Annotated in this window: 31 protein-coding genes; 23 read left to right on the top strand and 8 right to left on the bottom strand. The window is 50.9% G+C overall.

The features are described 5' to 3' along the window. Positions 1 to 5 precede the first annotated feature (5 nt). From fliE to AB1K62_RS01450, 17 genes are all read left to right on the top strand, one after another. Positions 6 to 398 (top strand): flagellar hook-basal body complex protein FliE, encoded by a 393-nt coding sequence (fliE, locus tag AB1K62_RS01370; RefSeq protein WP_367000631.1) that lies wholly within the window; start codon positions 6 to 8, stop codon positions 396 to 398. Position 399: 1 nt separating this feature from the next. Next, a complete protein-coding gene (fliF, locus tag AB1K62_RS01375; RefSeq protein WP_367000633.1) occupies positions 400 to 2,139 on the top strand; it encodes a flagellar basal-body MS-ring/collar protein FliF in 1,740 nt (579 codons plus the stop codon). After that, on the top strand, positions 2,132 to 3,181 hold the full coding sequence (locus AB1K62_RS01380; RefSeq protein WP_367000635.1) for a FliG C-terminal domain-containing protein: 1,050 nt from the start codon (positions 2,132 to 2,134) through the stop codon (positions 3,179 to 3,181). Before fliF ends, AB1K62_RS01380 begins: the two co-directional genes overlap by 8 nt. Continuing rightward, positions 3,174 to 3,863, top strand: coding sequence for a hypothetical protein (locus tag AB1K62_RS01385; RefSeq protein WP_367000637.1), 690 nt, complete (start codon positions 3,174 to 3,176; stop codon positions 3,861 to 3,863). Before AB1K62_RS01380 ends, AB1K62_RS01385 begins: the two co-directional genes overlap by 8 nt. Next, entirely contained in the window at positions 3,856 to 5,214 is a 1,359-nt protein-coding gene (locus AB1K62_RS01390; protein WP_367000639.1) for a FliI/YscN family ATPase, read from the top strand. The genes AB1K62_RS01385 and AB1K62_RS01390 overlap by 8 nt, the downstream gene beginning before the upstream one ends. Continuing rightward, positions 5,211 to 5,657 carry a hypothetical protein gene (locus tag AB1K62_RS01395; protein WP_367000641.1) on the top strand — a complete coding sequence of 149 codons (447 nt, stop codon included), beginning with the start codon at positions 5,211 to 5,213 and terminating at the stop codon, positions 5,655 to 5,657. The genes AB1K62_RS01390 and AB1K62_RS01395 overlap by 4 nt, the downstream gene beginning before the upstream one ends. Next, complete coding sequence (locus AB1K62_RS01400) at positions 5,647 to 7,089, top strand: hypothetical protein (RefSeq protein ID WP_367000643.1); 1,443 nt, start codon at positions 5,647 to 5,649, stop codon at positions 7,087 to 7,089. Before AB1K62_RS01395 ends, AB1K62_RS01400 begins: the two co-directional genes overlap by 11 nt. A 46-nt stretch (positions 7,090 to 7,135) precedes the next feature. After that, positions 7,136 to 7,705, top strand: a complete 570-nt coding sequence (locus tag AB1K62_RS01405) for a flagellar basal body-associated FliL family protein (protein ID WP_367000645.1) — start codon at positions 7,136 to 7,138, stop codon at positions 7,703 to 7,705. A 22-nt stretch (positions 7,706 to 7,727) separates the two neighbouring features. Further along, positions 7,728 to 8,699, top strand: a complete 972-nt coding sequence (locus AB1K62_RS01410; RefSeq protein WP_367000647.1) for a FliM/FliN family flagellar motor switch protein — start codon at positions 7,728 to 7,730, stop codon at positions 8,697 to 8,699. 9 nt (positions 8,700 to 8,708) lie between these two features. After that, positions 8,709 to 9,050: a flagellar motor switch protein FliN gene (gene fliN, locus AB1K62_RS01415; RefSeq protein ID WP_367000649.1), complete on the top strand. Its 342-nt coding sequence runs from the start codon at positions 8,709 to 8,711 to the stop codon at positions 9,048 to 9,050. Then, positions 9,050 to 9,304, top strand: coding sequence for a flagellar biosynthetic protein FliO (locus AB1K62_RS01420; RefSeq protein ID WP_367000651.1), 255 nt, complete (start codon positions 9,050 to 9,052; stop codon positions 9,302 to 9,304). Before fliN ends, AB1K62_RS01420 begins: the two co-directional genes overlap by 1 nt. After that, positions 9,294 to 10,082 carry a flagellar type III secretion system pore protein FliP gene (gene fliP / locus AB1K62_RS01425; protein ID WP_367000653.1) on the top strand — a complete coding sequence of 263 codons (789 nt, stop codon included), beginning with the start codon at positions 9,294 to 9,296 and terminating at the stop codon, positions 10,080 to 10,082. Before AB1K62_RS01420 ends, fliP begins: the two co-directional genes overlap by 11 nt. A 3-nt stretch (positions 10,083 to 10,085) precedes the next feature. Next, positions 10,086 to 10,361 (top strand): flagellar biosynthesis protein FliQ, encoded by a 276-nt coding sequence (gene fliQ, locus AB1K62_RS01430; RefSeq protein ID WP_367000654.1) that lies wholly within the window; start codon positions 10,086 to 10,088, stop codon positions 10,359 to 10,361. Further along, positions 10,358 to 11,140 (top strand): flagellar biosynthetic protein FliR, encoded by a 783-nt coding sequence (fliR, locus tag AB1K62_RS01435; protein ID WP_367000656.1) that lies wholly within the window; start codon positions 10,358 to 10,360, stop codon positions 11,138 to 11,140. The genes fliQ and fliR overlap by 4 nt, the downstream gene beginning before the upstream one ends. After that, positions 11,140 to 12,282, top strand: a complete 1,143-nt coding sequence (locus AB1K62_RS01440; protein ID WP_367000658.1) for a flagellar type III secretion system protein FlhB — start codon at positions 11,140 to 11,142, stop codon at positions 12,280 to 12,282. The genes fliR and AB1K62_RS01440 overlap by 1 nt, the downstream gene beginning before the upstream one ends. 70 nt (positions 12,283 to 12,352) lie before the next feature. Further along, on the top strand, positions 12,353 to 13,705 hold the full coding sequence (gene fliD, locus AB1K62_RS01445; protein WP_367000659.1) for a flagellar filament capping protein FliD: 1,353 nt from the start codon (positions 12,353 to 12,355) through the stop codon (positions 13,703 to 13,705). A 16-nt stretch (positions 13,706 to 13,721) separates the two neighbouring features. Beyond that, positions 13,722 to 14,117 (top strand): flagellar export chaperone FliS, encoded by a 396-nt coding sequence (locus AB1K62_RS01450; protein ID WP_367000660.1) that lies wholly within the window; start codon positions 13,722 to 13,724, stop codon positions 14,115 to 14,117. Between the two features lie 32 nt (positions 14,118 to 14,149). On the opposite strand, the gene AB1K62_RS01455 is transcribed toward AB1K62_RS01450, so the two are convergent. The 3 genes from AB1K62_RS01455 to AB1K62_RS01465 all read right to left on the bottom strand — a co-directional run bounded on the left by AB1K62_RS01455 (position 14,150) and on the right by AB1K62_RS01465 (position 17,925). Next, a complete protein-coding gene (locus tag AB1K62_RS01455; RefSeq protein ID WP_367000662.1) occupies positions 14,150 to 15,223 on the bottom strand; it encodes a sigma-54 dependent transcriptional regulator in 1,074 nt (357 codons plus the stop codon). Positions 15,224 to 15,394: 171 nt separating this feature from the next. Next, complete coding sequence (locus AB1K62_RS01460) at positions 15,395 to 15,874, bottom strand: helix-turn-helix domain-containing protein (RefSeq protein WP_367000664.1); 480 nt, start codon at positions 15,872 to 15,874, stop codon at positions 15,395 to 15,397. Between the two features lie 239 nt (positions 15,875 to 16,113). Then, the gene (locus tag AB1K62_RS01465; RefSeq protein WP_367000666.1) at positions 16,114 to 17,925 is read right to left on the bottom strand and encodes an ABC-F family ATP-binding cassette domain-containing protein; all 1,812 of its coding nucleotides are present in this window, start codon (positions 17,923 to 17,925) and stop codon (positions 16,114 to 16,116) included. 146 nt (positions 17,926 to 18,071) lie between these two features. On the opposite strand from AB1K62_RS01465, the gene AB1K62_RS01470 reads away from it, so the two are divergent. From AB1K62_RS01470 to AB1K62_RS01485, 4 genes are all read left to right on the top strand, one after another. Continuing rightward, positions 18,072 to 18,791, top strand: a complete 720-nt coding sequence (locus tag AB1K62_RS01470) for an SIMPL domain-containing protein (protein WP_367000668.1) — start codon at positions 18,072 to 18,074, stop codon at positions 18,789 to 18,791. A 62-nt stretch (positions 18,792 to 18,853) separates the two neighbouring features. Beyond that, on the top strand, positions 18,854 to 19,162 hold the full coding sequence (locus AB1K62_RS01475; RefSeq protein WP_367000669.1) for a PepSY domain-containing protein: 309 nt from the start codon (positions 18,854 to 18,856) through the stop codon (positions 19,160 to 19,162). 100 nt (positions 19,163 to 19,262) lie between these two features. Further along, positions 19,263 to 19,928 carry a response regulator transcription factor gene (locus tag AB1K62_RS01480; protein WP_367000671.1) on the top strand — a complete coding sequence of 222 codons (666 nt, stop codon included), beginning with the start codon at positions 19,263 to 19,265 and terminating at the stop codon, positions 19,926 to 19,928. 95 nt (positions 19,929 to 20,023) lie between these two features. Beyond that, positions 20,024 to 21,346: a HAMP domain-containing sensor histidine kinase gene (locus tag AB1K62_RS01485; RefSeq protein WP_367000673.1), complete on the top strand. Its 1,323-nt coding sequence runs from the start codon at positions 20,024 to 20,026 to the stop codon at positions 21,344 to 21,346. Here the strand turns inward: AB1K62_RS01485 and AB1K62_RS01490 are convergent. Next, the gene (locus tag AB1K62_RS01490) at positions 21,339 to 21,623 is read right to left on the bottom strand and encodes a chorismate mutase (protein ID WP_367000675.1); all 285 of its coding nucleotides are present in this window, start codon (positions 21,621 to 21,623) and stop codon (positions 21,339 to 21,341) included. The two genes, AB1K62_RS01485 and AB1K62_RS01490, sit on opposite strands and share 8 nt — an antisense overlap. A 128-nt stretch (positions 21,624 to 21,751) precedes the next feature. Here AB1K62_RS01490 and AB1K62_RS01495 point away from each other — a divergent pair, with 128 nt between their 5' ends. Together AB1K62_RS01495 and AB1K62_RS01500 are read left to right on the top strand one after the other, a co-directional pair. Then, positions 21,752 to 22,765, top strand: a complete 1,014-nt coding sequence (locus tag AB1K62_RS01495) for a polyprenyl synthetase family protein (RefSeq protein WP_367000676.1) — start codon at positions 21,752 to 21,754, stop codon at positions 22,763 to 22,765. A 35-nt stretch (positions 22,766 to 22,800) separates the two neighbouring features. Continuing rightward, the gene (locus AB1K62_RS01500) at positions 22,801 to 23,079 is read left to right on the top strand and encodes an ETC complex I subunit (protein WP_367000678.1); all 279 of its coding nucleotides are present in this window, start codon (positions 22,801 to 22,803) and stop codon (positions 23,077 to 23,079) included. A gap of 23 nt (positions 23,080 to 23,102) precedes the next feature. On the opposite strand, the gene AB1K62_RS01505 is transcribed toward AB1K62_RS01500, so the two are convergent. The 4 genes from AB1K62_RS01505 to AB1K62_RS01520 form a co-directional block, all read right to left on the bottom strand. Continuing rightward, a complete protein-coding gene (locus AB1K62_RS01505; protein ID WP_367002014.1) occupies positions 23,103 to 23,588 on the bottom strand; it encodes an NUDIX hydrolase in 486 nt (161 codons plus the stop codon). A gap of 26 nt (positions 23,589 to 23,614) precedes the next feature. Further along, entirely contained in the window at positions 23,615 to 24,301 is a 687-nt protein-coding gene (locus AB1K62_RS01510) for a hypothetical protein (protein WP_367000680.1), read from the bottom strand. Next, the gene (locus AB1K62_RS01515) at positions 24,301 to 25,113 is read right to left on the bottom strand and encodes a TPM domain-containing protein (protein ID WP_367000682.1); all 813 of its coding nucleotides are present in this window, start codon (positions 25,111 to 25,113) and stop codon (positions 24,301 to 24,303) included. Before AB1K62_RS01515 ends, AB1K62_RS01510 begins: the two co-directional genes overlap by 1 nt. A gap of 116 nt (positions 25,114 to 25,229) precedes the next feature. Then, positions 25,230 to 25,820: a LemA family protein gene (locus AB1K62_RS01520; RefSeq protein WP_367000683.1), complete on the bottom strand. Its 591-nt coding sequence runs from the start codon at positions 25,818 to 25,820 to the stop codon at positions 25,230 to 25,232. Positions 25,821 to 25,980 lie beyond the last annotated feature (160 nt).

Genomic DNA, 25,980 nt, shown 5'->3' on the forward strand with positions numbered 1-25,980 from the left:
AGATTATGTCTTCCGTTAATATGAACAGCCTGATGGCAGCGCGCAATGCGATACTGAACCAAAATAATGCGTTGCAGGATATAGCCAGCAAGACAGCAAATCTGACTGGTCCCGATAAGACATCAAACGGCCAAACATCTATTGGTCAAACACAGCAAACGGAAAAGCCATCCGGTCCGGGTGGTTTTGCCGCGCAGATGACCGAGGCACTCCATGACGTGAACCAGCTTCAGGCCACGGCAAAAGCTGACATTACCGCCTATCAGATGGGCGAAACCAGTGATGTTGCTGCTGTCATGCTGTCTAAGCATAAAGCGTCGATCGGTTTTGAATCCACCTTGCAGGTCAGGAACAAACTTTTGTCCGCCTACAAGGACATCATGAACATGTCGGTATAATATGGCCGAGGGAACTTCCACCAATCAGAACATTATGCCGCTTACAGCAAATGGCATGAATGGTTCCGGTGCAAGCGGCGTTATGGGTTCGATCCAGTCGTTTGTAAAACAGCCCGCAATAGCGCGGGCAATGCCGCTCATCATTCTTTCTGCCGTCGTTGTTGCGGCTTTATCTGCATGGCTGGTTTTGCGCGAACCGGCCCAGCGGGATCTGTTCCGCGGGCTTCCCGACAATGACAAAGCAGCTGTGATGCAGGCTTTGCAAAGTGCGAATATTGCCTATCAGGTTGATGATACGACCGGAACATTGATGGTCAGCAACGAAGATTATCATAGTGCCAAGATTGAGCTGGCTGGTCAGGGCCTGCCCCGCACCGCGCCCAGCGGCGATACCATTATGTCGAGCATGCCGATGGGTGCTAGCCGCGCGGTAGAATCGGAAAAATTACGCACTGCAAGGGAAATGGATCTGGCCCGGTCCATAGAAGCGCTGGACAATGTCTTGTCGGCAAGAGTGCATCTGGCCGTTGAACAGCCTAGCATATTCCTGCGTGAACGAAATGAACCGGCGGCGTCGGTGATATTGCACTTGGCGGGTTCTGCTGCACTGGATGAGCAGCAAACCCAGGCAATTTTGAATCTGGTTGCCAGTTCTGTGCCGGGCTTGTCAGCCAGTAATATTTCGGTGGTCGATCAAAATGGTCGATTGCTTTCGCGCCGTGATGGTGAAGGATCACGCGACAATGATGCACAGTTAAAAATCAAATCGGCCATAGAAGACCGTTATCGTCAGTCGCTGGCCAGTCTGTTGACACCGCTTGTCGGCCCCGGAAACTTCGTTGCCGAGGTCACTGCCGATGTAAACTTTGACGAGAAGCAGGCGACCAGTGAAACCTATCCTGCCGATGGTTCCGTGCTGCGTTCAGAGCAAGGCAGCCGCACAGAAGAGCCGGGCGGGGGGGCGCAAGCTGGTGGTATACCAGGAGCTCTGGCCAATCGTCCACCTGCCGAGCCGGAATTTGAAGATCAGGCTGATGGCGCGCAGGAACAAGGTGCGGAGCAAGCAGAAGCGCTGAAAACCAGCGAAGAATATAAACGTAATTTTGAGCTGGCTCGCGAAATTGCTGTCATCAATCAGGCTACCGGTCAGGTATCCCGGCTTTCGGTGGCGGTTGCGATTGATGATAAGGCACTTAAAAATGCCAAGTCGCCAAAAGAAATTCAGGAAATTGAAAAGCTGATCAAAGGGACCGTTGGTTTCAATGCAGCGCGCGGAGACCAGATTGCGGTATCCGCGAGCCAATTCCGGCCGGTTACAGAAAAAGAAGCCGAAGTTCCTTGGTATGAAACGCCTTGGTTCGGAATTGTCAGTCGCAATGTCACGGCTCTGGTTGTTGCCTTGCTGATCATTTTTTTCATCGCTCGGCCAATTTTGAAAAAATGGCTGAACTCAGAGAAAAACCGTAAATCAGAAATGGCAATCAATGACTCTGTGATTGGGGGCGACCTGAAATCACAAAATGACGAATTGTTAAGCGATGCTTCGGGCAATGAAGCCGGGCAGAAAAATGCAATGGCATCGTCGCAACCCGTAACCATCGACATGATTCAGGCTGCGCCCAGCTATCAGGAGCGCGCGCTGTTGACCCAGAGTTTTGTCAAACAAAATCCCGATCACGCCGCGTTGGTTGTGAAAGAATTATTGAAAGAAGCTGACGAGCTGGAGAATGCCAATGGCTGAGGCAGCACTAAAAGACCGTAATAGCGAAGAAGGTGGTAATCAACTGGAGCTGATTTCCGGACGGCAGACCGCAGCAATATTGATGCTGTTATTTGATGATGATGAAGCAGCCAGAATATTGGAACGCCTTGAACCGGAGGAGGCAGAGCGTTTGGGTGAAGCTATGTTTAGCGTTGCCGATGTCGATTCTGTCCAGATTGAAGGATCGTTGAACCGGTTTCTGGAGTTGGTCAAAACACAAAGCACGCTGGCCTATAAATCCGATGAGAAAGTCGGACGGGTATTCCGGCAAGCCCTGGGCACGCCGCGCGCGGAAAATATGATGAACCGTTTTGCTCCCAAGCGGCCAAGCAACATCGCGAGCTTGCTTAAATGGGTTCCTGCCAAGGATATTGCTGCACTGGTGGAGAACGAGCCGCCGCAGATTGCCGCTGTTCTTATTTCTTTTATGACCCCGGAGGCTGCTGCTCAAATGCTACAACTGGTTTCACCGCAACTGCAGCAAGAACTGATCTACAGAGTTGCGACTTTGGGACCTGTTAGTGCCCATGCGCTGGCCCAAATCCATAGTTTGCTTGAGGACAATGGACCAACGGCAGAAGAGATTGTTCCACCTATGGAAATTGGCGGCGTGATGGATAGCGCTTCAATCGTCAACAATCTACCCAAGCAAATGGGGCAAATGATTCTGAAAAGCGTAACGAAACGCAACCGGCAAATCGGGCGTCAGATTGAAGATGAAATGTTTGTTTTTACCGATCTTCTGCTTTTGTCGAAAAAAGATATCGGAACCGTCGTTCGCAAGGTGGATGCCGCTATATTGGTGCCTGCATTGCGTGGCGCATCGGCTGAAATGAAAACAAAAATATTTGAATCCATGTCACAACGCGCCGCCGAAACCATACAGGATGACATGGAGGATGCCCCCCCGCAGCCTATGGAAGAAGTTATAGCTGCACAAAAAGCAGTTATCGAGATTGCCAAAATGATGATCGACAATGGCGAAATCAGCATGTCGGCTGGCGGTGCAGATTATGTCTGATCTTCACATCGAACAAAATCTTCGTCGCAATATTTCGCAAGCTGATGTTGTTCCGCTATGGCGTTCTCCGGTCGAGCAGAAAGAATTTTCTGCATGGTCGAGCACATTACCCGCTGATGAAGGTGCAACTCACCAGTTTCAAACTTTTGACGAGCCGGTAGCTAATGAGCCGGTTACGCCGGTCGAAAATGTCGAGCCGGATATTTTTGAAGTCGCTTATCGTAAAGGATGGGAAGACGGGCAAGCGGCGCTGGTGGCGGAACAATCTACTGAAGGGCAGGCGGCTACAATATTGGGGGAGGCAATCCACCATTTGAATGACCTTTATTCTGTAGGCAGCTTTCCTTTGATTTTGAAGGCGATTGAATCCCTCTTTCGCCGCTGCTCGGAATTGGCCGTGCCCGACCCGCAATTATTGCAGGCATGGGCTACCCAATTGGCCGATAAAATTGATCAGGACCAGAAGGGCGCAAGCCTGTCACTACATCCCGATGACTTGAAGTTAATCGATCAGGATCAGTGCAAGCTGCCTTTGCGGGCGGACCCGGCAATGTTGCGCGGTAATCTGAAACTCAACCATTCAGGGGGCTGGATCGAAAAAGGCTCTGAAACCGTGCTGGATGAATTGAGTGCGTTGATAAATGAATTCAGCGGCGAACAATCGGATGCCGGGCATGAATGAAGCGGCAAATCAATCTGCCGGAAATGTGAATGGCGGCAAAGCCTTGCGCGGGCTTTTGGCGCGTATTGATCATATCAGTAATGAACCGCGCCATGTCGGCAAACTTTCTGCACATGATAACAGTATGTTGGAGGTAACGGGGTTTCCTTATCCACTAGGATATTCTGGCCGGGTAATTGCGACCGACGGGCGTGAAATCAACGCCGAGGTAGTCGGTTTCAAAGGCGCTCATACGCTGATGATTCCGATGGTGCAGGATGCGCCGCTAAGAAGCGGAAGCCCGGTATTTCCTTATGCTAAATCGAGCGAGGCCGCAGTCGGTGACGCGCTATTTGGTCGGATTATCGGTCCTATGGGCGAAGCGATAGACGGTAAAGGCCCGATTTTAACGACAGAGACAGTCCCATTATCGGGGCTGAAAGGCAATGTCATGCGCCGCGCCAGCGTGACCAAACCGATTGATATGGGCATCAGGGCCATCAACGGATTATTGACCTTTGGTCAGGGACAGCGCGTCGCGATTATTGCCGGTTCCGGTGTGGGCAAATCCATGCTGATTAACCAGATATTGGACGGTGTTGTTGCCGATGTTGTGGTTGTTGGCCTGATCGGTGAGCGCGGACGGGAAGTGAATGATTTTGTTAATCGCCGTAATGCCAAGAAAGATGCCGTTCCTACAATAACCGTTGCTGTGCCAGCCGATCACTCGCCATCATCGCGTTTGAAAGCAGCGCATCGTGCCACGGCGATTGCAGAGCATTTTCGCGCCCAGGGCAAATCGGTGGTGCTGGTCATAGACAGTCTAACCCGCGTTGCCCATGCACAGCGGGAAATCGGCCTGGCAGCAGGTGAGCCGCCAACGATGAAAGGCTATCCACCCTCGGCACTGTCGATGATACCGCGTCTTATTGAACGGGCAGGGAATGACAGCGAAACGGGCGGTTCAATCACAGCCATATATACGGTTCTGGCCGATGGTGATGATCTCGATGATCCGGTGGTTGATAATGCCCGCGCCATTGCTGACGGCCATATCATATTATCCCGCTCATTGGCGGAGCAGGGCATTTTCCCTGCTATTGATGTCGGAAAGTCTATCAGCCGCGTTGCTGTTGATATTATTGATGAGGATCATCATGCAGCCCAAACCCATTTTCGGCGGCTATGGTCGGTCTATGAGGAGAACCGTGATCTGGTTCTGATGGGGGCCTATCAGTCAGGAAGCGACCCTAATATTGATGAGGCGCTCTCGCACTGGCCCATCATGGTCGATTATCTCAAACAAAAACCACGCGATCTTGTTAATTTTGGACAGAGTTTAAGCGATCTATCCGGCCTGTTTCAGCCATGACCCGGAAAGTGAAGGGGCTTCAACGCATATTGAAGGTCCGGGATACGCAAAAGAAGCTGAAGGAAATGGCACTGACAAAAGCCGGCAATCATTGCGCGGCACTTGAACATAATGTGCGTAGAATAAGGAAGCTGCATACCGAAACCTTATCAGATGTTGTGGCGGTGGATGCTGATATGTTGGCCGCGCGAATGGAGCTTGCAGGACGTTTGGTCGTCGCTGAACAGTCAATCGAAGCCTCGATTGAAACGGCACGGCAAGATTTTGCCCATGCAGAGCGGCAAAATCTTGCCGCCCGGACGACTTTTGAAAGCACCGAGAAGCTATTCCAGTCCAACCTGAGAAAAGCCCGTAAAGCAGAAATATTCAAAACGGATGTTCAGCATAACTTATTGTATAACATAGGTAATAATAAGAAAAAGGATCGCTGCAATGATTACTAAAATCATGTCAGAGGCTTCCCGTTCCATAATTGGCATGCTTTCTGCAAAGCCTGTGGACATGGAAACACGTAGCGCCAATATGGAGTTCAGCTCCCTTCTTCTCTCGGGTGAGAACCGGTCACGTGCGACTATAGAAAATGTTGCCGATGCCGATAAAGAAAGTGGCGCTGAAGATAATATTGAGCAGTTCTTGAGCCAGTTGACCGGTCTGCCGGTCGTGCCAGTGAACAACAAGGATACTGCCAAAACCATCGGAATGAATGTCCCTGTCACAGCCAGTGACGGCAAGACGCAGCTACCATCTGATCTATCTCAATCTTCCGCTTCGACTTCAGGGTCTGAACGCTTCTCTCAGGCAAAGCCTGTGTTAGGCGAACAATCGGGTAATGACGCGCGAGCCAATGTCTCATCGCCAAAAGCAGACGCAATGACCGGTTTGTCAAACCGCACTTCTACCGAGGCCAATGTGGATGCACAGATTGATCCGAAACCGTCTTTCCCGACCGACGACAAGTCATCATCTGCTGACGAGAAGAAGCTATCGGCATTATCCACCGCTTCGATTGCCAAAAATATTACGCAAGATGGGGATAAAGCTTCTGTCGCAGCAAAGCCATATAATGAGGCTCAATCAGACGACAAATCCAGAGCCAATGGTTCCGGTAAAGCGCCTCTGGCTGCTCTCGGGACGCAAAGTGTCAATTTGGAGCCCTCCGGCGCCGGACAGAAAGTGCAAGAGTTGCTTAACCTCCAGCAAACAGCAAGAGGCAAGGCCGTGGCTTCCAAAGAACAGCGGCCTGCTGTAACAAATGCACGTGAAGCGGCTATTGCGGCCAAACCGATGAAAACCGAAGGCGGATCATTTTTCCTCGATATGGATAATCTGCCCGTTGCAGGTCATCAGGATAAAAATGTTGAATTGCCTGCCGCGGTTCAGGCTTCTTCGCCAAATGCGGTTACAGCCGGTAACAACAGCGCCGCAAAGACCGTGAGCTTTGACTGGAACGCACCGCAATTTGCCGAACGTTTTGCCGCTGAAATGTTAGAGCTTACCGTAAACGGTGATCATAAAAAGTTTGAGATTAATCCCAGAAATATGGGGCGTCTGGAACTGTCCTTCCTTTCCCGCGGATCGGCTGAGGTCATGCGGATTGAGACAGAAAGTGACGCTGCACGTGAAGTGATCATGCAACATAGTCAAGCGATTCAAGATCTTCTGAAAGCCAGTGGCCGGTCGGATTTGACCCTGCGTGTGGATGTTCGGGAAAATATGTTCGCGGCTTCCGATAATAGCGGCATGAATTTTAATCAGCAGGAAAATACGGGCGAGCGCAAGGAAGGCTCTACCCCGTCGGGTCATGGCAGAACAGCTAGCTCCATCGAGAGCGATACCGAACCGCTGAGAAGCACCGATAATAGCAGATATGCCTGAGTGCACAGCAAGTAATTCAGATTATTAAATTTTTTTAGAGGTCACAATGTCAGCCACAGAATCCGAAGCACAACCCAAAAAGAAAAAAGGCAAAATGAAGGGCCTTCTCATCGCGATTGCGGCAGTAGCGGTGCTGGGCGGTGGCGGTGCTGCAGCCGGGTTTTATGTCGCAGGTAGCATGGGTGGCCCGGCGCAGGTTCCGGAAGACCCGAACAAGCCTAAGATTATCCTGAAAGACGGTACGCAGATTAGCGAGCAGGAAGCCAAAATTGCTTTGCCGAGTGAAGCGAAAAACCGGTTCAAAATCTCTTATCATCAGATTGAAGAGCCATTTACCTCCAATCTTTTAGGATCGGAAAATTACACACAATTGTCGCTCGCCATTTCCACTTATTATGACGAGCGGGTTATCCAGAATGTGACCGACCATGAAATTGCTATCCGGTCGGCGGTACTGATGGAATTGGGTCAACAGGACCCGTCTGATCTGGATACCTCGGAAGGGAAGGTCAGGCTTAAAAAAGAATTGCGCGATGTAATCAACGCCACCTTGAAGGAAAAAGCAGGGTTTGGCGGCATCGAAGACGTATATTTCACTAGTATGGTTATCCAGTAGAAACCACAGAAACGGCAAGAAAATGACAAGTTTTCCTACAGATACAATGGCTCCAGCCTCGGCACGGACCAAGCCGGAAAGCAAGCCGCATAGCAATCAACAGTCGAATACTCAGACCAAAAGAAATCAGGGGCCTGCAGAGCATAGCTTACTGAAAAAAGGTGGTCCCGACGATCTGTTGTTGAGCGTTTATCGCAAGGTAGAAAAAAGGATATTGGGCCGTTTAAAAGCGCATTTGGTCAATATTACCGGTACCGAACTGGCCGTTGAAATGGCGAGCAGCGACACTGTGCCATTGGCAGACTGGTGCGCGGCACAGACTGATGATGCGGTCTATCTGGAATTTCATTCCGCCATGTCCGGTCCGTCAATTTGGGTCCGGGTTTCCCGATTGTTCCTGACGGGTTGTGTCGATTGTTTCTTTGGCGGACAATTTGATGGAGAAACTTGCGCGCAAGGCAAGCTGACCCGTTCTGAAATTGGTATGATTGACAGGTTAGCCAAGCTCTTGGCTGATAGCCTAAGCGAAGGCTGGTCGGCTGTGTATGAAACAACGGTTCATTACACCAGATACATCCACGACATAGATGATCTCGAAATGGATCTTGATGACCCGAATATACTCGTCAGTTCGGCACGGGTTGCGCTTTCGGGCCATGCCGTAAAGGCGATTGATTTTGTTCAGCCGATTGATGGTCTGAGCGTTGCAGAACCGCAACTTCACCGTCCGGTAAACCGTGAAACCCACACCGCTGATCCTGCTTGGCAAAAGGCGCTCAAGGAGTCTTTCGACCATGTTTTTCTGCCGGTCCGTTCGGTCCTGGCGCGTCCGACAATGGATTTGTCGCAGCTCTCCCAATTGGCAGTGGGTGACATTTTACCGGTAGCGCCCACCGATAATGTGCCGCTGATCGTTGGCGACCGTGTGTTCGCGCACGGGAGTATCGGTGAACAAAATGGCGGCGTCGCCTTTAAAATCAAACAGTTTCTATAGGACGATAAAATGAACGATATGACACAGGATAGCCAGGCTCCCGAAGCCGCTGAAACAGTTGGTATGAACATTGGTCAGACGCAGGACCATTATGCTTTTCTTGCGGATATAAAGGTTCGCCTGTCGGTTGAGGTCGGCAGCGTGTCGATGACCGTTTCCGAAATTATGGACCTGCGCGAAGGGTCAGTCATCGAACTGGATCGTCAGGTTGACCAACTCATTGATATTAATGTCAACGGCACTCTGGTTGCGCGCGGAGAGGTTGTTCCGGTCAAGAATAAATTCGGAGTGCGAATTGCAGAAATCGTGTCGAACGGAATGACGCGGGCGCGGGTTGAAAGGCGCAATTAATGACCTTTTACATCCTAAAACTCGCCATCATGCTGCCGCTGATCGGCTTGTTGATATACGGATCTTTGTGGCTTTACCGCAAATATCAACCGCAAACGATGATGCGCCAGAAATCCGGCAGCCTCAATATCGTAGAGGTTCTCCCCATTGGCGTGAACAATAAACTGGCGGTTGTCGATTTTGAAGGTCGTAAAATTCTCCTCTCGGTCACGCGCGGCGGGGTTACAAAAATTGACGCGAAATATGCAGACTAGTTTCAAATATATCTGGCTGATCGCTGCGATTGTCGTTTGCACATTCATTGCGGACCCGGCATTTGCCCAGGCCGCTGCGACAAATGCAGCTCCGGGCGCATCAGCAGCACTGGAACGGGCCTTAGGCGATGTCTCAGGCGATGGTCAGCCATTAAGCCTTACATTGCAGATCCTTATTCTGATGGGGCTATTGACGATATTGCCGTCAATCGTTCTGATGATGACCAGCTTCACCCGGATTATCATTGTTCTGTCAATTTTGCGCCATGCATTGGGATTGCAGCAAACTCCGCCAAATCAGGTTCTGATCGGACTGTCGCTATTCCTTTCGCTGTTCGTGATGGCTCCAAGTATCGAGAAAATTAACGAACAAGCAGTGGCGCCTTATTCATCTGATGAAATCACCCTGACTGAAGCAATCGATAAATCCGGCACAATCATGCACAGCTTTATGGCAAAGCAGACACGCCAATCCGATCTGCGGCTGTTCATGGATCTGGCCAATGAAGAGGGTTTTGAATCCAGCAAGGATATTCCGTTTTCGATCATGCTGCCGGCTTTTGTCACCAGCGAATTGAAAACCGCGTTCCAGATCGGATTCCTTATATTTCTGCCATTCCTGATAATCGATCTGGTGGTCGCGGCTGTATTGATGGCGCTGGGTATGATGATGTTGTCCCCTGTCATAATATCCATGCCTTTCAAGCTGTTACTGTTTGTGTTGGTTGATGGATGGGCCTTGACTATGGGGTCTCTGGCAGCCTCGTTTGCGATATAGATTATGACCGATAACGCTGATTTCTTTGTAGGTATTGCACAGCAGGCATTGTGGATCACGGCTTTGGCCGCCGCGCCCCTGTTGATCCCTGCGCTGCTCGTTGGGCTTTTGCTTGGCATGGTGCAGGCTGCGACTTCGATAAACGAACAAACATTGACCTTTGTGCCCAAACTTATCGTTGTTGCTGTTGTGGCTGCGTTATTTGGCGGTTCCATCCTTGTGCTGATCGTCGATTTTACCAGAGAGATTTTTGCCCGCATCCCGGACCTTCTTTTATGATTGCACCCGGATTTGCAGATGTTGAGGGCCAGATCTGGATGTGGATGATGGCAATGATCCGGCCCGGCGCTGCGATGGTCGTGACACCGGTTTTTGGTGCAGCCAATGTGCCTGTACAAATCCGCATCATATTGGCGTTCATGATCGGATTGGTCGCCACCAATAGCGCAAGTTTTGATCTGCCTGGCGATTCAGCGATCAGCCTGGGCAATATAATTTTTGTCATGGGGGAAGTATTGGTCGGTCTTGCTATCGGTTTTGCGCTTCAACTTGGTTATTCCAGTGTCCTGATTGCCGGTGCAACGATCAGCAACGCCATGGGTCTTGGCTTTGCGAGCATGTCCGATCCGCAAACGGGACAATCAACACCGGTTATCGGCCAGTTTTTGACTATATTGGCGACTTTGCTTCTGCTTGCGATAGACGGTCATTTGCTGCTGCTCGCGACCATTGTGAAAAGCTATTCCGCTTTGCCACCCGGCTATGCGTTTCTTGGTCCGGAATTGTTGATGGGGATCGTGCAATTTGGCGGAACCCTGTTCTCCATGGGTTTGTTGATCGCTTTGCCGGTTGGCGGTGCGCTCATCCTTATCCAGCTTATCATGGGCTTTCTAGCTCGTACGGCTCCGGCTTTGAACCTGTTCGCTGTAGGTATTCCGGTCACCATTACGGCTGGCCTGATAGCGCTGGCGATTACCGCCCCGATCATGGCGGATACGATTATCGAAGCCCTTGGCATGGGGCTTGACCAGGCAACAATAATCGCGGGAGGACGTTAATGGCACAGGAATCCCCCGGCGGCGGTGAAAAGACCGAAGCACCAACCCCTAAGAAGCTGAAAGATAGCGCAAAAAAAGGTGACGTCCTTCAATCGCGCGACCTTGGCGGAGCGATGGTAACTTTTGCCGGAACAGTGGCCATCGTGATCTTTGGCGGCACATTATATCAGGCCTTGGCCGACATGATGACCAACGCGCTCATATTTGATCGCCGCGATGTGGAATTGTTTGAAATCGGCAACCGCAGCTCTTCACTGGTTAGTATCTTAATTCCGGCCTTTATGAGCCTGTTTGCCATATTGTTCATTGCTGCGATTGCTACACCGGCTCTGCTAGGTTCCTTTGGTTTCCGGTGGTCAGCGATGAAGCCCAAGCCTTCAAAGCTCGATCCGATAAAAGGACTGGGCAAGATATTCGGCACCAATGGCCTCATGGAGCTTGGCAAGTCGATCATGAAAGTCCTGTTGCTCGGCGTTGTTGGCGGAACGATTTTGTTCATGCATCTTGGCGACCTTGCACAAATGGGCGCTCAGGATTTGAATACGGCTGTGGCCAGCTATACATCGCTGTTTTTGAAATTGCTGGTGGGCATAACAGTCAGCCTTGCTTTGATCGCGATGATCGACGTGCCGATTCAGATATTCCAGCGTGGCAAGCGCTTGAAAATGACCAAGCAAGAGGTCAAGGACGAGTATAAGCAAACCGAAGGTTCGCCTGATACCCGTGCTGTCCAGCGTCAACGGCGCAGCGAAATGCTAAGCGATTCCACCCGCAAGGCAGTCGCCGAAGCCACGGTTCTTTTGGTCAACCCGACCCACTTTGCTGTCGCGCTGCGTTATGACCGGGAACAGGATTATGCGCCCGTTCTGCTTGGTAAAGGCTGTGATACGATCGCACTGGCAATGCGCGAAATGGCGGCAGAAGTCGGCACGCCGGTCATGGAATATCCTGAACTTACCCGCTCTGTATATTATACTTCGGAAGTGGGCGAGGTGATTGATGACCGCCTGTATGCTGTGGTTGCCGCGATACTCAGCTTCCTGATCCAGCTTGATAGCAAAATGGTCAGTCCGCTCCACAAGCCGAAAATCAAATTGCCCGAAGATATGCGATATAGTGCAGACGGGAGCCGTTTGGCCTGATGAAAAATGAAAAACCGCACCTTAATCCAATATCGAACATGCCGTAAATGATCCCGAAGGCGAGAGAATAATGTATAGTAATGTCATAAATAGCATCGGTGCCGGTTCCGGATTAAATTCGGCCCAGATGGTTTCTGATCTGGTCGCAGCGTCAACGAGCGCAAAATTGGGCCGGCTTGAACAGCAAAGCCAGTTAAACAGCACGCGAATATCGGCTATGGCTGCAACGGCCTCGGCTATGACCACATTTTCCGACGCGGTAAAAGAAACCCTGAACGGGCAGGGGTTTGTCGGTGAACTGATATCCAGCCAAACAGGGCTTGCCAATGCGGTGGTAGTAGAAGGCGCGCGTCCCGAAGGTTTGCCCGCATCAATAGAGGTTGTGCAAGTGGCAGCGGCGCAGCGAGAAATGTCGGACCTGTTCGCCAGCGCCTCTGATCCGGTTGGAGAGCGCACGCTGACTATCACCAATAACGGGGGCAGTTTTGATGTTGTTATCGACGCGGCAAATAACAGCCTGACCGGATTGAAAGACGCGATTAATGCCAGCAATAGCGGCGTTACAGCGTCGATTATCACTGATAAGGCTGGCGCGCGGATTGTGTTTGAGGCGCAAGAGGGCGTCGATAATGGCTTTACGATCACGCAGAGCGGCCCATCACCAGCGATGAATCTGACGAATATCGGCGTCGCAGCGGATAGCATTATTCGGGTCGATGGTATTGAGTTGACCAACAGCAGTAACACCGTTCTGGGCGCAATTCCCGGTGTGCAAATATCTTTATTGGCAGCAGAGCCCGGCACAGTTTTTACCATTAGCGGGGATTCCGAACCGCTTGATATTCGTGATCTGGTAAAGGAATTTGTCACCGCCTATAACGAATTACGCAGTTCCTTGAATAGTGCGACAGCTCCCGGTTTAGCAGGTGAAAGCGGGGGGCCGCTGGCCGGAGACAGGGGCGCGCGTGAAGTCATTCGCCAACTCAGCCAGTTAAGCTCGACACCGCTAACGGATGTCGGTGATTTCCGGACATTGGCAGATATTGGCGTTCGCACGGAAAATGATGGCACGTTGACAATTGACAGCGCCCGGCTTGACGCTGCGATAGCGCTAGATCCCGGCGCGATCAAATTGATGCTCGAGCCAGCGGTCAAGACCGATACCAACATCGGGTTGAGCGGCGCCCTTGATAAGATCTCTTCCCGTTTACAGGATGAAAACGGTGCTTTGGCTTTGGCGCAGAAGCGGCTTGCGACAATCCGCGAATCCATTGCGGAACGGCGAGAGAAAATAAATGAAGACGGTGAACGTCTGCGTGAACAATTACAGACCACTTTTGCAGGATTGGAGCGGCAACTGTCCGTTCTGCGTGCAACCCAATCTTATGTCGAACAACAGTTCGCTTCCTTTGATAAAGACTGACCAGAGAGTAATATATATGACATTCCAAACCAATATCCGGCGTGCATCAAGCTATAAATCCGTTGCAAAAAACAGCCGCGTTCTGTCTGCAACCCCCCACGATCTGGTGGCTCTTTTATTCGCTGAATTGCGTGACAGTCTGGACCTTATGATCGAGAATGCACGGCGCGATAATCACGGAAAACTGTTTGAATATCGGGCTAAGGCACTGGGCATTCTTAATGGACTGGACGAGTCACTGGATTTTGAAGCAGCGGGCGATCTGGCGCAAACCCTGCATAGTATCTACGCAGAAGCTGGCCGCCGGATACAAGCAGAGGTCGGGACATCATTTATCGAACGGGCTGAATCTGCCAGAGAGATGCTGCATGAAATAGAGAAGGCCTGGCTAGCCATCGCACCGGTTAAATAATAGCGGCGGTGCCGGCTGGGCCGAATATCGGATTAGAAGCCGGAGGCCAATGCGACAGTTTCTTCCCATTCTTTATCAATGCTGTGTTTCCGCATTTTGTCGATAAAGGTTGTGCGTTTGATGTTGATCGAACGGGCCGCTTTTGAAATCACGCCGTGAGAGGCCTGCAAAGCGTCCAATATGATGCGCCGCTCTTCATTTTTCAGATAGGCGTTCAGGTCAATGACATTATTAGCCGAAACATGCCCGACATTATTCGTTAAAGCTACCTGTTGAGAAGCCGGATGCACAGCTTCTGCTCGCTCGTCATCAATAGCAGGAACAATCTCTGATTGTACCAGTGCCGTAATATCATGTGCATGGACCTGCTGGCCCGAGAAAAATACCGTGGCGCGCTCGACCACATTGCGTAATTCACGCACATTGCCGGGCCATTCATAGTTTTGAAGAGCCTTTAGAGCCTCTGCGGTAAAAATTGGCGCAGGATTACCATTGGATTGAATCTTTAAAAAATGCTCGATCAACGCGGGAATATCTTCTGCCCGCTCGTTCAGTGCAGGAACTTCGATGGGGACAACACAAAGCCGATAGAAAAGGTCTTCACGAAATGACCCTTGCTGAATGGCTGAACCAAGATTTTTATGGGTCGCTGCGATTACCCGAACATTGATCGGAACATTCTGGCTACCTCCAACGCGGTTCACAATCCGCGTTTCCAGTACCCGCAGCAATTTGACCTGCATATTCAGCGGCATATCACCAATTTCATCCAGAAAAATAGTGCCGTTATCAGATTGCTCGAACAGGCCAATATGCTTGTTAAACGCGCCGGTAAAGCTGCCCTTTTCGTGACCAAAAAGTTCTGATTCAATCAATTGTTCAGGCAAAGCACCGCAGTTGACCGTAATATTAGGAGCCGCTGCGCGTTCGGAAATAGTGTGGATCGCATCGGCCACAACTTCTTTGCCGCTACCGGAAGGGCCGGTAATCATAATAGAGCTGTTACAGCGTCCGGCGAACTTCACCAGCATCCGTAGCTGCTGCATCTTTGGACTATTGCCGATCAGCTTTGACGCGAGGAGCGTTTCGATATTTGCGTGACTCATTTAACTACCCAGACAACAATTATGAATCCGGCAACGCCGGTATTTGGGTGGTTGAGAGATCCCGCAATCTCTCAACCGTCACCTGGTAGAAACCGTAATGAACAACGATGGTTAAGGTGAAGTTAACATTGCCGAGTTGTTTCGCGAGGGGGTTAATTCCGGCTCGGCCAATCAGTCTAAATGGCGTAACAAGGTTGAGATTTTATCTTTGCAAGCCGCAGAAGTAGAGAGGAATATCATTCGGTTGTCCGAAGGATTGGGTGATTTGACCAATAATCCTTCTTCGACCATGACATTTATATAGCGCATCGCCGTGGTCATCGGAATGCCAGAACCATGGGCGATGGATGACACGGTAATCTCTTTGCCCTTAAGGTCGCAAATATAGGTATCGAGACACATGTTCCAACAGGAATCAGCGAATAATCCGGAGCCGAAATTCAACATATTTGTCTTGAACTGGCTCCACTTCAACAGTTTCTCAGCGCGGCGAACAAGCTCGGTCGTATCAATATTGTTGATTGAAACCAGGGGAGCAGGGGGCTCTTCACTATCGCTAGACCCGAACAGCCCGTTCAGAGCTTCCATTTTTTCCGTAGCCTGCTCTAATACCGACTTTATTGCGGCAATTTCATAGCGGACTTCGTCCATATTATTCGCTGCCCCCCGACCATGCGGTTAGAAATAGCTTAATAATTTGTGAATAGCTATAGGGTTGTAATGTGCAATCTACTCCTGCGGAGAGCAGCGATTTGGCAATTAAATGGTTTTTTTACAATGCATTAGAACTACTATCTGATGATATATATTGATGTGGCGACAATAGCTAAATTTGACACTTTCGGCCAAGCAGTTAAGGGGCAGCCGAGGCGGCTTGTTGATCTAACGCTCTACTTTTGTAGCTGTTCGATTTGCTCTGCCAGCTCAAGCCAGCGCATTTCCGCTTCGTCCTTTTCATCAATCAGGGCTGAGTTTTCCTCAGTCAGCTTCTCAAACCTTGCGAAATCTTTGGTATATAAATCAGCGTCAGCCAATGCTTCGGCAATTTCTGCCATCCGCTTATCAATTGCATCAATCCGGTCCGGTAGCATGTCAAAGTCGCGTTGGTCTTTATAGCTGAGCTTTTTAGCCGGAGTAGTCGATTTGGCGGCTGGTTTTGATGAAGCCTGCCTATCTCCGCCTTTAGTTTTGGTCTGATTTTTATCTGCTTTTCTTTTGGCTTCCCATTCAGCATAGCCGCCCGCGATAATATCGACCTTGCCACTGCCGTCCAGGCCCAGCGTAACCGTTACCGTGCGATCCAAAAAATCACGGTCATGGCTGACCAGCAGCACAGTGCCGTCATAATCGGAAATGACTTCCTGAAGCAGGTCGAGCGTTTCAAGATCAAGATCGTTGGTCGGTTCATCCAGCACCAGCAAATTTGACATGCGCGCAAATTCCCGCGCAAGCAGAAGCCGTGATTGCTCGCCGCCTGATAAGGTGCCGACCTTGGCATCAATCAAGCTGGGCGCGAACAAAAAGTCTTTGAGATAGCCTTGGACATGTTTTTTCTCGCCGCGAACATCCACCCAATCACTGCCATCGGCGATGATATCACGGACGGTTTTACTGTCTTCCAAAAGACTGCGTTGCTGGTCAATGAACACAGCATTTAGCGTTTTTGCCAGAGTGACCGATCCGCTATCCGGCTCCAGCTTGCCGGTCAGCATTTTCAGCAATGTTGTCTTGCCAGCACCATTAGCGCCGACAATACCGATACGGTCGCCGCGCTGTATGCGTAGGGAAAAATCGCGGATGATCGTGCGGCTGGTGTCACCTTCGCCAAATGATTTCGAGATATTCTCTGCCGTGATAACCGATTTGGTGCGGACATCATCGCTTTGCGCTTTTAAATTGGCTGTGCCAGCAGGACCGATCATGGCTGCTCGCGCGGCCCGCATTTCGTATAGTTTTTGCAGGCGTCCCTGATTGCGTTTGCGACGGGCGGTAACGCCGCGTTCCAGCCAGCGGGCCTCCAGTTTCAGCTTCGCGTCAATTTTGCTTGCAGTCTGCGCCTCGTCTGCATGGACTTTTTCCATCCACGCGTCATAGCCGCCAAAACCGATTTCCTGACGCCGGAGTGCACCGCGGTCCAGCCAGATGGTCTGTTTGGTCAGCCGCGTAAGAAATGTCCGGTCATGGGAAATTGTGATAAATGCGCCTTTATACCGCCGCAGCCAATCCTCCAGCCAATCAATCGCGCCAAGGTCAAGGTGGTTGGTCGGCTCATCCAGTAGCAACAGATCAGGCTCCAAAGCCAGCGCACGGCAAATAGCCGCACGGCGTTTTTCACCGCCGCTCGCTTTATCAGCACGAATAGACAGATCCGTCGAAAGCTGGTCTGCAATGGATTGTACCTCAAACTCAGCTGGTCCAGGATTTCCGGAAATGGCAAAATCCAGCAGCGTTTCATACGGAGTAAAATCCGGTTCCTGTTCCAGCATTACGATATTTACCCCGGGCTGGATCATCCGTTTGCCCTTGTCCGGTTCAATCTGGTCAGCAATCAGGCGCAGTAATGTTGTTTTTCCGGCCCCGTTACGGCCAATCAGAGCCAAACGGTCGCGCGGTCCGACATGCAGGTCAAGATCCTGGAACAGCCACCCTTCACCTTGGTGGAGGGACAGGCGTTCATAAGAAAAAATAGGTGGTTGTGCCATTGTTCATACGCGATAGTGCTAATGGTTGGTTTGCTCAAGTTGCGTTTTTAATAATCATATTTTGCGGAACCGATAGGGTGCTTAAAAGGTTGATAGATATAACCGAAACATGACAGCTTACTTTTGGAATTATCGGAAGGAATATTATGAAATATCTTGCAATGATCAGTCTGGCGACCGCAATGATCGGGACTGGCCCGGCGGCAATTGCTGCCAATGTCCAGATCACGGCGCAAAACCCCGTTATAGAACTAAGCGTATCAGAACAGATTGACAGTCGCCCCGATACCGCGTCATTTTCTACCGGCGTGGAAACCAAAGCACCAACTGCGACGCAGGCGCTGCGCGATAATTCCCGGCAAGCCAAAAGGGTGATCGACAAGTTGAAGGAGCTTGGCATCGCAGACAAGGATATTCAGACCACAGGCATCAACCTGCATGCCCATTATCAATATGACCGTAAGACGGAAACAAACCGTTTTGTCGGTTACCGCGTTTCCAATCAGGTGCAAGCAACGGTTCACGATATAGACAGGCTTGGTACGATATTGGATGCGCTGGTCAGTGAAGGCGGCGCGACCAATCTTAACGGGCCACATTTTTCCATTGATGATGACAGTGCGGTTAAAAAAATGGCACGGCAACGGGCGCTTGCCAATGGCCGGCAGCAGGCGGAAAGCTATGCCAAAGCTGCGGGATATAAAGGCGTGCGTGTGCTGTCTATTGCAGAAAGCATCCGTAACAACTCGCCGCGCCCGATGCCCGCTAACAGGATGATGGCGATGGAAGAGTCTTCGGTTCCGGTAGCGCCAGGGCAGGTCGGAACGAGGGTTAATTTGAATATTACCTATGAAATGACGCGTTAACCATGTTAAGCTGAAACAGCTGTTCAGCTATTGTTAAAAGGCGCGGGGCTAAAAGATTGATCATGTTGAAAAAAATCGTTCTTTCTGTGGTTGTCGCGTCTGCCGCTCTGGCGGTAACAGTATATCCCGCGCATGCTGTTCAGCGAAACAACGAACAGAAGGCTGCCCGTGCCCAGATGATGGCGGGCAAGGGTAAGTCCTTACGTTCGATTGAAAACATGGTCCTGCCAAGAATGCCCGATAGCCAATATCTTGGGCCTGAATATGATCCCTCGGCAAAGGTTTACCGGTTGAAGTTTATTCGCAATGGCCGCGTCATATTCGTTGATGTTGATGGCCGGACCGGGGCCATTTTGCGCCAGCGCCGTTAGGGTCACCCTAGCTTATCCTTTTTCTCTTTATATCATTGTGGGATATAATGTTGATGATATAGCATTATCCTCATGAAAACAGGTTATCCGGAGTAACTTTATGCGCGTGCTTATAGTCGAAGATGAACCCACATTGGGCCAACAGCTAAAATCGACGCTGGAAAGCAATGGCTATGCGATTGACCTGTCTACTGATGGGGAAGATGGCCATTTCATGGGCTCAACCGAAGAATATGATGCTGTTATCCTTGATCTTGGTCTGCCTGAAATAGACGGCCTGACTGTCTTGGATCGCTGGCGCAAGGAAGAGAGGAATTTCCCCGTTCTCGTCCTGACTGCGCGTGATAGCTGGTCGGATAAGGTGGCGGGGCTTGATGCCGGCGCTGATGATTATCTTGCCAAACCGTTTCAGACCGAAGAGCTGATCGCCCGCCTGCGCGCATTAATCCGCCGGGCGTCGGGAAATGCCTCGTCGGAACTGACGGCGGGTGATGTGCGGCTGGATACGCGTTCGGGCAAGGTGACGCTAAACGGTAGTCCGGTAAAGCTGACCGCTCAGGAATATAAGCTTTTGTCCTATTTGATGCACCATAAAGGCAAAGTCGTCTCCAGAACGGAATTGATCGAACATATTTATGATCAGGATTTTGATCGCGATTCCAATACGATTGAAGTTTTTGTCACACGCATTCGTAAAAAACTGGGCGCGGAAGTTATTTCCACGGTCAGGGGGCTGGGTTATAGTCTTGAGGATCCAGACAACTGAATGAGACGGATAATATAGACCTTCCAGACGATGAAGCAGACACCCGGCCCAAACCCCCGATAGCTACACAAACTACAGGGTCGCTTAGCCGCCGGATGATCGGCATTGCTGCTGCATGGATCATTGTACTGCTACTGGGCGGTGGCGTAGCGCTTGACCGCGTGCTCGTTAATGCTGTCACGCGCAATTTTGATAACCAGTTGGAATATGCGCTAACGGCGATGATCGCGTCGGCGGAAATTGATCCTATGGGTGAGGTGTTTTTTAATCGGCCACTGGGCGATCAACGCTTTCTGGAACCCAACAGTGGTTTATATTGGCAGATCAGCGGAAAAGGACATGATGATTTTACATCGCGTTCGCTGTGGGACCGGACATTGGAGCACGGGGTGCCGCATGATGATATGAGCATCCATTTATATGATAGTAATCAATTTCCCGAAGAACCTTTGCGAATAGTGGAGCGCACGGTGATTCTGCCGGATTCAACGGTAAAATGGTCTTTCAAAGTTGCCCAGAACCGTGAGGGATTAAACGCACAGGTAAACGAGATCCGGGCGATTTTGATTAACAGCTTTTTGTTGTTGGCCCTGGGATTGATTGGCATGGCCGCGCTTCAAACGCTTTATGGTCTTTGGCCTCTGCGGAAAATTCGTAAAGCGATAAGCGAAATGCGTAATGGTCAGAAAAAGCGCGTTAGCGAGCCTATGCCCAACGAAGTGACCCCGATGGTGGATGAACTGAACGAGCTGCTTGATCATAACGAAAATCAGGCGGAGGAAGCGCGGCGACACGCGGGAAATCTGGCTCATGCGCTAAAAACACCGCTGACAGTCATCATGAACAGTGCCACGGCAAAATCAGCTGATCTGGCGGATACGGTAATCCGCGAGTCGGGCATTATGCGCCGTCAGGTCGATCATCATCTGGCCCGTGCCCGCGCGGTTGGCCGCCGTGGCCATGTCCATAGCCGTTCACGCGTTTGGCCCAGTTTACAGGCGGTCGAGCGTGCCGTTGGCCGGCTTTACAAGCATGTCCGTATTGATATTGACGGTGACAAGGACGCGGTGGTTTCGGTCGAGCGTCAGGATCTTGACGAAATGATCGGAAATCTTGTCGAAAATGCCGCCAAATATGGGGGCGGCAGTGTTTTTGTCACGGTTGAATCAGGTGACGAATTCGTCGAATTACTGATTGAAGACGACGGACTCGGTATTCCGGCAGAGGCCCGTGAGCGCTTATTCAATCGCGGAGCGCGTCTGGATACCGGAAAACCGGGAACGGGTCTTGGCCTTGCCATTGTCCGCGATGTTGCGGAAATATATCAGGGCAAGGTCTCGCTTGAAGAAAGCGAAGATTTGGGCGGATTGATGGTGCGCTTGAGTTTACCCAAGCCGCCCGCACAGATTGTCAGCTAGATTCTTCACGGATTCGTTCGTGGTGGCGGATGACTTCATCAATGATAAACCGCAAGAATTTCTCTGAAAATTCGGGGTCAAGATTGGCATCGCTAGCCAATTGGCGCAAGCGGGCAATCTGTTCCTGTTCACGCGAGGGATCAGCGGTAGGAAGGTTGTTTTTGGCCTTATATTCGCCAACGGCCTGAGTGACCTTGAACCGTTCAGCAAGCATGAACACCAGTGCGGCGTCGATGTTGTTGATACTTTCACGATATTGTTTGAGCTTGTCGTCCATATATTGCCGCCTGATTGATGTTAAAATTAGCCGCTTGATAAACTTGCACGCAACTTTTGCAAACTTCACTTGTAGATGCAGTGATTTCGCTTGCCTTATCGCTATTCCATTGCCACATCGCATTCAATATGTCTGCAACAGTCCATCATTTAGGGCGCGAATCCGCCCCGTCACTAGAACCGTTAATGGCGCTCGTCGCCAGCGATATGAATCATGTGAACAGTGTGATCCTTGACCGGATGCAGTCTGAAATCCCTTTAATACCGAAACTTGCGGGACATTTGATCGCTGGCGGGGGCAAAAGAATGCGGCCCATGCTGACGTTGGCGGCGGCCAAATTGATCGGATATGAAGGAAACCGCCATTTCAAACTGGCTGCTGCGGTTGAATTTATTCATACAGCAACCTTGCTCCATGATGATGTTGTCGATGGCTCCGATCTCCGGCGTGGCAAAACTACAGCCAATCTGGTGTTCGGCAATCCGGCTACTGTGTTGGTAGGCGACTTTTTGTTCAGCCGGTCTTTTGAGCTGATGGTCGAAGACGGCTCGTTAAAAGTTCTCAAAATCCTGTCCAGCGCCTCGGCTATCATTGCCGAGGGTGAGGTGAACCAGCTGACGGCCCAGCGCAAGATTGATACCAGCGAAGATCGTTATCTCGACATTATTGGTTCCAAGACAGCGGCTCTATTTGCTGCGGCAAGCCGGATTTCCGGTGTTGTCGCCGAACGCGACGAAGAAACGGAGCTGGCACTCGATTCTTATGGACGCAATCTGGGTATTGCTTTCCAACTGGTCGATGATGCGATAGATTATTCATCCGACAAGGAAACCATGGGCAAAGATCCCGGCGATGATTTTCGTGAAGGGAAGGTAACTTTGCCGGTAATTCTGGCCTATGCGCGGGGCAGTGAAGAGGATCGCAAATTCTGGAAAGATGCGATCATTGGCCATAAACTGTCCGACGATGACCTCGGTTTTGCAACAAATTTATTGCATCAGACAGGCGCTATCGAAGATACAGTCTCACGCGCGCGCCATTATGGTCAGCGAGCGATAGATGCGCTAGGTTCTTTTCCCGCGGGCAAGGCAAAATCTGCGATGACCGAAGCAGTTGAGTTTGCTATCTCTCGCGCTTATTGACACCAAATACGACGGCATCAACGAAGGAAGAAGCGATGGTTGCTAGGATTTATCAAAGACCCATGAATGCGATGCAGTCGGGAACGGCTTTGACGGATAAATGGGTACTGGAATTTGAACCGGCTGAAGCACGCAAGCCGGACCCTCTAACCGGCTGGGCGGGATCTGGTGATACGCGGCGTCAGGTACAGCTAAGATTTCCGGATGTTACCGCGGCGGTTGCTTATGCCGATAAATACGGGATCGCCTATTCCGTTATGCCTACGCCAAGCCGGACCTTGAAGTTACAGGCCTACGCCGATAATTTTCGTTAATAGCGCAATCGCGCTACTGCCGGTTAAACCGGATTTGAGAACAGCAACAAGCGCACGTCAATGGCATTGCCATCTTTGCGTTTGCGCTCGATAAAGTCGTTAAGTTCGTTAATCGCTACGCGGTGAACAGTGATATTTTCGCCGTCCACGCCGCCGCCGTCACTGACCTTGGTCAAACCATGCGCTTTGAACAGCGTAAAATTTTCCGACACCATGCCGGGAGAGGAATAATATTGACCGCAATCTTCCATTGTTTCGGCGCGATAGCCGGTTTCTTCTTCCAGTTCACGGATCGCGGCGGCTGAGGCATCCTCATCATTATTATGATCACCAACAAGCCCGGCCGGAAGTTCGATACAGTTTTTGCCCAGCGGCACGCGATATTGCTCGACCAGCAAGACATGGCCATCGTCAATGGCGAGGATAACCGCCGCTCGAATACCGCGACTGCGCGCGACATATTCCCATCGCCCATGACGTTTGGCCGTAATGAAGCGGCCTTCCCACATGGTTTCGACCTTAGTATCAGTGTCCGTCACAGCTCGATCAACCTGTCGGGTAGTTCGTTGGGATTCTGGTCGGTTTTAGGAAAATGTTCTGCGAGCACTTTGCCGACATGGCGCACTGCCGCAGCCATGCCTTCACCGGGCCGACCCGCCCGCACTTCGTCGATCAGGGCAACCATGGCTTCGCCCCATATTTCGGGAGAGACTTTTTCGGCAATTGCCTGATCCGCAACAATTTCGGCACGATGCTCTTTCAACGATACATAGATGAGAATACCCGTCAGACCCATTGTCCGGCGTTCTGCCCCGACCTTGAAGAAATCAATCGCCCGTTTCCGGACGCGGCGCTGTTTGGTGCTTTTGGGCGTTACCCAAAGCCGCAGCGGCGTCCATGTAAACAGGAAGCTCATAGCCAGAAACAAAGTAACACTGGCAATGAACAGGACGGCCATTTGTTCGCCTGCTGTGGTAAAATCCTGTTCCCAGCCACCGAATAAACCCACTACTATGGATTGATAGAAGGCCGGGAAAATTGCCAGTGAAGACAGGAATAGAAATGTAATGCCAATGGCCCATTGCAAGCCGGCATCATAATATTTGTCGGAAAGGTCGGTAATGATGGTGACAATCTCGCCATCAGTGTGCTTTTCCGCTTCGCCCACGGCTTTTGTGACAAGCTGATGGTCCGCTTCGGAAAGCTGGTTTACTTTTTTCATTACCATCCTCCTGATGCGCCTCCGCCGCCAAAACCGCCGCCGCCCCCACCGAAGCCGCCACCGAAGCCGCCGCCGGAGCTTCCGCCAAAGCCGCCAGAGCCACCGCCCAATCCACTGCCCCAGATAACAACCGGCCCCGCTCCGCCGCGATAGCGTCTGCCGCTGCGTCTTCCGCCCATCGACATAAGGAAAAGGCCTATCATCACGATCAGCCAGAATATGGCCAATTCTGATTCGCCTTTACCGGATCGTTCGCGTTGCTGGGCCGCGGCCCGGGAAGCAAAAGCCATCGCTTCGTCTTCGGGAAGGGTTAGCTGGGTTGAAATTCTGTCCACGCCCGCCATTATCCCGGCTGGCATATCACCATCCCGAAAGCGGGGCAGGATGTCATTTTGTATGATCATGCTCGACAGGGCATCGGTCATAATCCCTTCAAGGCCATAGCCGACTTCTATACGGACTTTGCGGTCATTAGGCGCGACCAGCAAGATCGTTCCATTGTCCTTCTCTGTTTCACCTTCTCCGACGCCATCTTGTCCGATTCCCCATTTCCGGCCAAGCTGATAGCCATAGTCGGCGATGTCATAGCCTTCCAGGTCGGCTATCGTAGCGACAACCAGCTGGCGACTTGAATTGGTTTCCAGTGCTTCAAGCCTGGTGGTAAGTGCGGCTTCTTGCGCTGGGCTTAACAAATTAGCCTGATCCACAACGCGGCCCGTCAATTCGGGGAAATTCTGTGCGGCGGCTGGCATAGCCAAAAAACAGGCTATCAATAAACAAAGGGTGCGGATCGTCTTCATGATATGTGTCATTTCCTGTTTCCTACCGCCCGAATGTGATTAGCCAACCGCCGGATATGCACTGGATATACTTGCTATCTCCAATATCAGCAGCAAGGAGATTAACTGCTAGTGCCAGCGATTATCCCTTAAAATGCAACAGTCGGGGCTTCATCGGCACCTTCGGTTGTCGCTGTGAACGGCTCCATTGGCTCTGCGCCGTGAATGATTTTTGCTCCGATAATATCGGGGAAGGTCCGTATCGTTGTATTATATTGGCGGACAGCTTCATTATAATCGCGCCGTGCTACGTTGATCCGGTTTTCTGTCCCTTCAAGCTGGCTTTGCAAGGCAAGAAAATTCTGATTGGACTTGAGATCAGGATAGGCTTCAACAGTGGCGAGCAAGCGGCCCAGATTTTGCGATAATGCTCCCTGTGCAGCGGCAAACTCCTGTATTTTAGACGCATCGCCAAGATCATTGGCGCTCACCTGAATAGATGACGCCTTTGCCCGTGCTTCCACTACGGCAGTCAATGTGTCCTGCTCTTGTGCAGCAAAGCCTTTCACCGTTTCAACCAGATTGGGGATCAGGTCGGCGCGGCGCTGATACGTGCTTTCGACATCGGCCCATTTGGCCTTGGCCTGTTCTTCGGCTGTTGGCACACTGTTTATGCCACATGCGCTTAGCGCCAATGCCAAAACCGGCACCATCAGAAATTTAGCTAATTTGCTACCCATGTTGATTTTCTCCCGCGTTCGATAGGAACGTAATATCACGCATGTTCGGACGAACATAATGTAAATGTAAAAATAGTACCGAAACAACCCAATTGCAATGACATCTCTCGACAAGTCACTGGCTATCAGGCATTTATTCGAAATCACCAAAACAGGAGAA

Source organism: Parasphingorhabdus sp. JC815, assembly GCF_040717415.1.
GTDB lineage: Bacteria > Pseudomonadota > Alphaproteobacteria > Sphingomonadales > Sphingomonadaceae > Parasphingorhabdus.

Excerpts from the sequence above, each read along its gene's own strand:
- AB1K62_RS01385 (WP_367000637.1), top strand. The coding sequence starts at position 3,174 with ATGTCTGATCTTCACATCGAACAAAATCTTCGTCGCAATATTTCGCAA.
- AB1K62_RS01490 (WP_367000675.1), bottom strand. The coding sequence starts at position 21,623 with ATGGACGACAAGCTCAAACAATATCGTGAAAGTATCAACAACATCGAC.
- AB1K62_RS01380 (WP_367000635.1), top strand. The coding sequence starts at position 2,132 with ATGGCTGAGGCAGCACTAAAAGACCGTAATAGCGAAGAAGGTGGTAAT.
- AB1K62_RS01475 (WP_367000669.1), top strand. The coding sequence starts at position 18,854 with ATGTTGAAAAAAATCGTTCTTTCTGTGGTTGTCGCGTCTGCCGCTCTG.
- AB1K62_RS01400 (WP_367000643.1), top strand. The coding sequence starts at position 5,647 with ATGATTACTAAAATCATGTCAGAGGCTTCCCGTTCCATAATTGGCATG.
- AB1K62_RS01500 (WP_367000678.1), top strand. The coding sequence starts at position 22,801 with ATGGTTGCTAGGATTTATCAAAGACCCATGAATGCGATGCAGTCGGGA.
- AB1K62_RS01515 (WP_367000682.1), bottom strand. The coding sequence starts at position 25,113 with ATGACACATATCATGAAGACGATCCGCACCCTTTGTTTATTGATAGCC.
- AB1K62_RS01460 (WP_367000664.1), bottom strand. The coding sequence starts at position 15,874 with ATGGACGAAGTCCGCTATGAAATTGCCGCAATAAAGTCGGTATTAGAG.
- fliP (WP_367000653.1), top strand. The coding sequence starts at position 9,294 with ATGCAGACTAGTTTCAAATATATCTGGCTGATCGCTGCGATTGTCGTT.
- AB1K62_RS01505 (WP_367002014.1), bottom strand. The coding sequence starts at position 23,588 with ATGTGGGAAGGCCGCTTCATTACGGCCAAACGTCATGGGCGATGGGAA.
- AB1K62_RS01395 (WP_367000641.1), top strand. The coding sequence starts at position 5,211 with ATGACCCGGAAAGTGAAGGGGCTTCAACGCATATTGAAGGTCCGGGAT.
- fliN (WP_367000649.1), top strand. The coding sequence starts at position 8,709 with ATGAACGATATGACACAGGATAGCCAGGCTCCCGAAGCCGCTGAAACA.
- AB1K62_RS01495 (WP_367000676.1), top strand. The coding sequence starts at position 21,752 with ATGTCTGCAACAGTCCATCATTTAGGGCGCGAATCCGCCCCGTCACTA.
- AB1K62_RS01485 (WP_367000673.1), top strand. The coding sequence starts at position 20,024 with ATGATCGGCATTGCTGCTGCATGGATCATTGTACTGCTACTGGGCGGT.
- AB1K62_RS01450 (WP_367000660.1), top strand. The coding sequence starts at position 13,722 with ATGACATTCCAAACCAATATCCGGCGTGCATCAAGCTATAAATCCGTT.
- AB1K62_RS01405 (WP_367000645.1), top strand. The coding sequence starts at position 7,136 with ATGTCAGCCACAGAATCCGAAGCACAACCCAAAAAGAAAAAAGGCAAA.
- AB1K62_RS01420 (WP_367000651.1), top strand. The coding sequence starts at position 9,050 with ATGACCTTTTACATCCTAAAACTCGCCATCATGCTGCCGCTGATCGGC.
- AB1K62_RS01520 (WP_367000683.1), bottom strand. The coding sequence starts at position 25,820 with ATGGGTAGCAAATTAGCTAAATTTCTGATGGTGCCGGTTTTGGCATTG.
- AB1K62_RS01390 (WP_367000639.1), top strand. The coding sequence starts at position 3,856 with ATGAATGAAGCGGCAAATCAATCTGCCGGAAATGTGAATGGCGGCAAA.
- AB1K62_RS01440 (WP_367000658.1), top strand. The coding sequence starts at position 11,140 with ATGGCACAGGAATCCCCCGGCGGCGGTGAAAAGACCGAAGCACCAACC.
- fliD (WP_367000659.1), top strand. The coding sequence starts at position 12,353 with ATGTATAGTAATGTCATAAATAGCATCGGTGCCGGTTCCGGATTAAAT.
- fliR (WP_367000656.1), top strand. The coding sequence starts at position 10,358 with ATGATTGCACCCGGATTTGCAGATGTTGAGGGCCAGATCTGGATGTGG.
- AB1K62_RS01410 (WP_367000647.1), top strand. The coding sequence starts at position 7,728 with ATGACAAGTTTTCCTACAGATACAATGGCTCCAGCCTCGGCACGGACC.
- AB1K62_RS01455 (WP_367000662.1), bottom strand. The coding sequence starts at position 15,223 with ATGAGTCACGCAAATATCGAAACGCTCCTCGCGTCAAAGCTGATCGGC.
- fliE (WP_367000631.1), top strand. The coding sequence starts at position 6 with ATGTCTTCCGTTAATATGAACAGCCTGATGGCAGCGCGCAATGCGATA.
- fliF (WP_367000633.1), top strand. The coding sequence starts at position 400 with ATGGCCGAGGGAACTTCCACCAATCAGAACATTATGCCGCTTACAGCA.
- AB1K62_RS01480 (WP_367000671.1), top strand. The coding sequence starts at position 19,263 with ATGCGCGTGCTTATAGTCGAAGATGAACCCACATTGGGCCAACAGCTA.
- AB1K62_RS01510 (WP_367000680.1), bottom strand. The coding sequence starts at position 24,301 with ATGAAAAAAGTAAACCAGCTTTCCGAAGCGGACCATCAGCTTGTCACA.
- fliQ (WP_367000654.1), top strand. The coding sequence starts at position 10,086 with ATGACCGATAACGCTGATTTCTTTGTAGGTATTGCACAGCAGGCATTG.
- AB1K62_RS01465 (WP_367000666.1), bottom strand. The coding sequence starts at position 17,925 with ATGGCACAACCACCTATTTTTTCTTATGAACGCCTGTCCCTCCACCAA.
- AB1K62_RS01470 (WP_367000668.1), top strand. The coding sequence starts at position 18,072 with ATGAAATATCTTGCAATGATCAGTCTGGCGACCGCAATGATCGGGACT.